The sequence below is a fragment of the Mesorhizobium sp. L103C131B0 genome (assembly GCF_000502275.1).
Classification (GTDB): domain Bacteria; phylum Pseudomonadota; class Alphaproteobacteria; order Rhizobiales; family Rhizobiaceae; genus Mesorhizobium.
On sequence record NZ_AYXC01000050.1, the window covers coordinates 1 to 5,492 of the forward strand.

Annotated in this window: 5 protein-coding genes; 3 read left to right on the plus strand and 2 right to left on the minus strand. The window is 64.4% G+C overall.

Annotation, left to right across the window (positions count from 1 at the left end; translation table 11 throughout):
* Positions 1–146: 146 nt before the first annotated feature.
* Together X730_RS135480 and mutY are read right to left on the minus strand one after the other, a co-directional pair.
* Positions 147–758, minus strand: coding sequence for an HAD family phosphatase (locus X730_RS135480; protein WP_023701993.1), 612 nt, complete (start codon positions 756–758; stop codon positions 147–149).
* A 22-nt stretch (positions 759–780) separates the two neighbouring features.
* Complete coding sequence (gene mutY, locus X730_RS135475) at positions 781–1,902, minus strand: A/G-specific adenine glycosylase (protein WP_023827878.1); 1,122 nt, start codon at positions 1,900–1,902, stop codon at positions 781–783.
* 50 nt (positions 1,903–1,952) lie between these two features.
* Between mutY and X730_RS135470 the strand changes: the two genes are divergently transcribed.
* The 3 genes from X730_RS135470 to X730_RS135460 form a co-directional block, all read left to right on the plus strand.
* Entirely contained in the window at positions 1,953–2,459 is a 507-nt protein-coding gene (locus X730_RS135470; RefSeq protein WP_031197540.1) for a DUF721 domain-containing protein, read from the plus strand.
* A 167-nt stretch (positions 2,460–2,626) separates the two neighbouring features.
* The gene (locus X730_RS135465) at positions 2,627–3,358 is read left to right on the plus strand and encodes a DsbA family protein (RefSeq protein ID WP_023687169.1); all 732 of its coding nucleotides are present in this window, start codon (positions 2,627–2,629) and stop codon (positions 3,356–3,358) included.
* A 69-nt stretch (positions 3,359–3,427) separates the two neighbouring features.
* Positions 3,428–5,492: chromosome segregation SMC family protein (locus tag X730_RS135460; protein WP_023827880.1), on the plus strand; the 2,065-nt coding region annotated here is incomplete at its 3' end.

The following is a 5,492-nucleotide window of genomic DNA, read 5'->3' on the forward strand; positions in this document are numbered from 1 at the left end:
CCAACCAATCCGCTTGGCGCTGCGGCGGACGCATAGGGGGAGAGAAGTGTCACCTATGTATCCGGTTCAAAGTGTTACCCATCTATCGGCTGGACAAGGGCAGAGGGGGGCGCCATAAAGCGCTACCTTCGACCCCTCTGCGTAGCTCAGGTCGCGATGCCATACCGCTCAAGGTCCGCCTTGAGCGTTTTTGCATCTGTGAACAGCACAGCATTCCAGCCGGCCACCCTGGCGCCATCGACATTTCTGGGGCTGTCGTCGATGAACAGCGTGGCTGACGGTTCGAGACCGAACGCGGCGACGTGATGGTCGTAGATGGCGCGGTCGGGCTTGATCTCACGGATATCGGCCGACACGGTCACGCCGCGCGGGCGGCTAAGGAAATCGAAGCGCAGTCGTGCCTCGGCAAGTGTGTCGGCGGCGAAGTTCGTCAGCATGGTCACGTCGTGGCCGCTCTCGATCAGGCCGAGCATGATGGCGACGCTGTCCTCATAGGCATGCGGCACCATGTCGTTCCAATAGCGTCGGAAATTGCGGATGTTTTCAGCATGATCCGGGTAATCCGCGATCAGCAGCGCTTCCGCCTCTTCCCACGTCCGGCCACGGTCCTGTTCGATGTTCCAGTCATGCGTGCAGACATTGTCGAAGAACCACTTGCGCTCTTCGGCATCGGGAATGAGGCGGCTGAACGGAATGTTCGGATCGTAGTGGAGCAAGACGCGACCGATGTCGAACACGATATGGCGGATTTCAGTCATTTCGGGCCTTTCAAAGCGAATGCTAGTCAATGGGGCGGTGCTTTTTGGTTGCGCCCGGTATCGCTGCTTCGATGACCTTTTTCATGACCGTCGGCAGCGCTTCTCCGGAAATGTCATGGGCCAGCGACCAGAAATGCCCTTCCGGCGCATCACTTTTCACTTGAGCGTGAAAAACTTCGAGCTCGAGCGCGAAATGGGTGAAGACATGCGCGATCTCTCCAGCGCGCCGCCAGTCGGCAGGGAAGGGCGCTGCCTCCGAAGTGGTTGCACCGTCGATCCGTGCTGTCCAACCTGTGGTCGGCACCTCGGTCATGCCGCCGAGCAGGCCCTTGCCAGGCCGCTTGCGCAACAGGATGGCGCCGTCGCCGCGCTCGGCGACGAAGGCGGCACCCCGCCTGAGTGGTTTGTCGACCTTGGGCAGGCGGACCGGGAAGCGCTCGGGGTCGCCGGACAGGATGGCGCTGCAATCCTCGCGCACCGGGCACAGCATGCAGCGCGGCCGTCTTGGCGTGCAGATCGTAGCGCCGAGGTCCATCATCGCCTGGGCGAAGTCGCCCGGCCTTGTCTGCGGAACCAGTCTTTCGACGAGCGCGCGGATTTCAGGCTTTGCCTCGCTGAGCGGCGTTGCGATCGAATAGAGCCGCGAGATGACACGTTCGACATTGCCGTCGACGACCGCCGCCGGACGGTCGAAGGCGATCGCCGCGATCGCCGCCGCCGTATAGGCGCCGATCCCCGGCAATTCCCTCAATCCCGTTTCGTTGTCGGGAAAACGGCCGCCCTGGCTCGCAACCAGATCGGCGCAGGCCTTGAGGTTGCGCGCCCGTGAATAATAGCCGAGCCCGGCCCAAGCCTTCATCACATCCTCGGCCGGCGCAGCCGCCAGCGCCTTCACATCAGGCCATTTCTCGACAAAGGCGCGAAAATAAGATTTTACCGCTTCGACCGTGGTCTGCTGCAGCATCACTTCCGACAGCCAGATGCGATAGGGGTCCGGCCGTGCACCGCCGGCCGCGGCGTGCGGCGTGATCCGCCACGGCAGTTCGCGATGGTGCGCGTCGTACCAGGCAAGCAGACGCGCGGCGATCTCTCCCGATAGAGTTGGTCCGGATGCGGCCTTGCGGGTCTGTTCGTGCAGTGCCATTGATCGCGGGCTGGCTCTAGGCTGGTGAGGAGCGTGGCTGGAGAACGTACATGGCAGGGAGAACGCCTTACGGCAATCCCGTTCCGGTGAGCGATCTCGCGACCGCGATCCTCGACCCCGTGCTGCGCAAGCGGGCCGGCATTTCGATCGGGCTGGTGCAGTCATGGGAAGAGATCGCCGGCCCCAGGCTCGCCGGCCATTCGCGCCCCGAAAAAATCCAGTGGCCGCGCCGCATGCATGAGGACGATCCGTTCGAGCCGGCGGTGCTGGTCATCGCCTGCGAGGGCATGGCCGCGCTGCACCTACAGCACGAGACCGGCGAGATCATCAACCGCGTCAATGCCTTTCTCGGCTTCAACGCGATCGGCAGGATCCGGATCGTGCAAAAGCCGGTGCTGAGGGACAAAGCCCGGCCGAAACCGTCGCCGAGAGCACTGACTCCTGTCGAAAAGGCCAAACTGTCCGATACCGTCGGCAAGATCGAGGATGAAGGCTTGCGCGCCTCGCTGGAGCGTCTTGGCGCCACAATTCTTGGCCAAAGGAAGCGGCCAAGGTAATCAACTGGAAATCAGTCGGTCATGAACGCGTCATCTATCTCGCGCATTCGTGATCCTGCATGTAGAGTTTGGCGATTGGAATGGGGACGGCGATGCCTTAATTCCCGCCAACTCTCGCCTTTTCTAGCCTTTGCGTTGCAAAATCAAACCACAGTCAGGTGATTCGCATGAACCGTAGCTTGTCCCGCAGAAACCTCCTGTCTTCGCTGGCCGTCATTCCGGCAGTGGCTATGCTCGCCGCATGCAGCGATTCAGGCGAGGATGCCAAAGCAGCGGATGTGAAGCCTGCGGCTCCCGCGGTGCCTGCTTCGACGCCTGCCACTCCGGCCGCCGTCAAGGTCCCGGAGTCTTCCGGCAATGTCGACATGGCCGAACTGCTGAAGCCCGGCGCTTTGCCCGACAAGCAGCTCGGCAAGGATGACGCCAAGGTCACCATCGTCGAATATGCTTCGATGACCTGCCCGCATTGTGCGCATTTCGCGGCGACCACCTTCCCTGAGTTGAAGACCAAATACATCGACACCGGCAAGGCGCGTTACATCCTGCGCGAATTCCCGTTCGATCCGAGCGCCGAGGCCGGTTTCATGCTGGCGCGCTGTTCGAAGGACAATTATTTCCCGATGGTCGACGTGCTGTTCAAGCAGCAGGCCAACTGGGTCGGCGTCAACAATACCAAGGATGCGCTGCTGCAGATCTCCAAGCTCGCCGGTTTTACACAGGAGTCCTTCGAGGCCTGCTTGACGGACCAGAAACTTCTGGACGATGTGAGATCGGTCCAGAAGCGCGGCGCCGATGAATTCAAGGTCGACTCGACACCGACCTTCTTCATCAACGGGAAAACCTACAAAGGTGCGATGTCGATTGAGGAAATATCGGCCATCATCGACCCTCTGCTCTGACGTCCAGGCGGCGCCGGAGCGACTGCGCTTTGGCGTCAGCGCACCTTTGTGCCTTCCAGGCAGGCGCGAATGAAGTTTTCGCGCCTTCGCCTCCTCGGCTTCAAGTCCTTCGTCGAACCCGGCGAGTTCGTCATCGAACGCGGCCTGACCGGCATTGTCGGGCCGAATGGCTGCGGCAAGTCGAACCTTGTCGAGGCGATGCGCTGGGTGATGGGCGAAAGCTCATACAAGAACATGCGCGCGTCCGGCATGGACGACGTGATCTTTTCCGGCTCGGGAACGCGCCCGGCCCGCAACACCGCCGAAGTCACGCTGTTCCTCGACAATAGCGACCGGACCGCGCCCGCCGCCTTCAACGACGCCGATGAATTGCAAGTGTCGCGCCGAATCGAGCGCGAAGCCGGCTCGCTCTACCGCATCAACGGCAAGGAAGCCCGCGCCAAGGACGTGCAGCTTCTGTTCGCCGACCAGTCGACCGGCGCGCGCTCGCCATCCATGGTCGGACAGGGCCGCATCGGCGAACTGATCCAGGCCAAGCCGCAGGCGCGCCGCGCGCTGCTCGAAGAAGCCGCCGGCATTTCCGGCCTGCACACGCGCCGTCACGAGGCCGAGCTTCGGCTTAAGGCGGCCGAACAAAATCTGGAACGGCTGGACGATGTCGTCGGCGAACTGGAGAGCCAGATCGAAAGCCTTAAGCGCCAGGCGCGCCAGGCATCGCGCTTCAAGAACCTGTCGGCCGATATCCGCAAGGCGGAAGCCACGCTCTTGCATCTGCGCTGGACGCTGGCCAAGATCCAGGAGGGCGATGCGCGGTCGGCGCTGGCGGTTGCCACAGCTCTGGTCGGCGACCGCGCCGCCGCCCAGATGGCTGCCGCCCGGGAGCAAGGCATCGGCGCCCACCGGCTGCCGGATCTGCGTGACGCCGAGGCCGCGGCTGCCGCCGCCTTCCAGCGGCTGTCGATCGCCAAGGCGCAGATCGAGGAGGAGGCAGGCCGCATCCGCGCCCGCCAGGCCGAACTCGAGCGCCGGCTGCAGCAGCTCGACGGCGACATCGCCCGCGAAGAGCGCATGGTGCGCGACAATGCCGACATCCTCGAGCGCCTGCGCGAGGAAGAAGCGACACTCAACTCCGAAAATGCCGGTGCCGCCGAACGCGAAGCCACCACGCGCGCCGCTTTCGAGCAGGCCGGCGCAACGCTTGTCACAAGCGAAGCAAAGCTCGCCACGCTAACCGCCGAACGCGCAGAGGCCGCCGCCTCGCGCAACCAGATCGAGCGCACGCTGCGCGACACCGCCGAACGCCGCGATCGCTTTGCCCGCCAGCTGGCCGATGTCGACCGCGAGCTATCGGAGATCGTCTCGAAAGTCGCCGGCCTGCCCGATCCCGCCGAGAAGCGCGCTTTGGTCGAGGACGCGCTCGCCCGGTTGGAGGAAGCCGAGGCCGGCGCCATTGCTGCCGAACAGGCTGTCGCCGAGGCGCGCGCCACCGAGAGTGCCGCCCGTCCGCCGCTGCAGGACGCCAGGGCCGAACTCGCCGGCATCGAGACCGAAGCCCGCACGCTGGCCAAGATCCTCAATGCCGCCAGCGGCGATCTTTTCCCGTCGGTACTGGAGCAACTCAGCGTCGAACGCGGCTATGAGACGGCCCTCGGTGCTGCGCTTGGCGAGGATCTCGACGTGCCGCTCGACCGCAGCGCGCCGGTGCATTGGGGCGAAAGCCAGGTTCAACCAGGCGATGCGGCTTTGCCGGAAGGCCTCAAGAGCCTCGCCAGCGTGGTGCGCGCGCCTTCGCAGCTTGGCCGCCGGTTGGCGCAGATCGGCATCGTCGATGCGGCGGACGGCAAACGCCTGCAGACGCTGCTTGCCCCCGGCCAGCGGCTGGTCAGCCGTGACGGCGCGCTGTGGCGTTGGGATGGCTTGACCGCCAGCGCCGATGCACCGACCGCGGCGGCGCAGAGGCTGGCGCAGAAGAACCGGCTGGCCGAGCTCGATGCCGAGGCGGTGCAGGCGACGCAGATGATGCGCGAGGCAGAGGCTGCCCTTGCCCAGGCCGAACAGGCGCTGCGTGAGGCGAGCGAGGCCGAACGCAACGCCCGCCAGGCAGGGCGCGATGCCCAGCACGGCCTGGACGCCG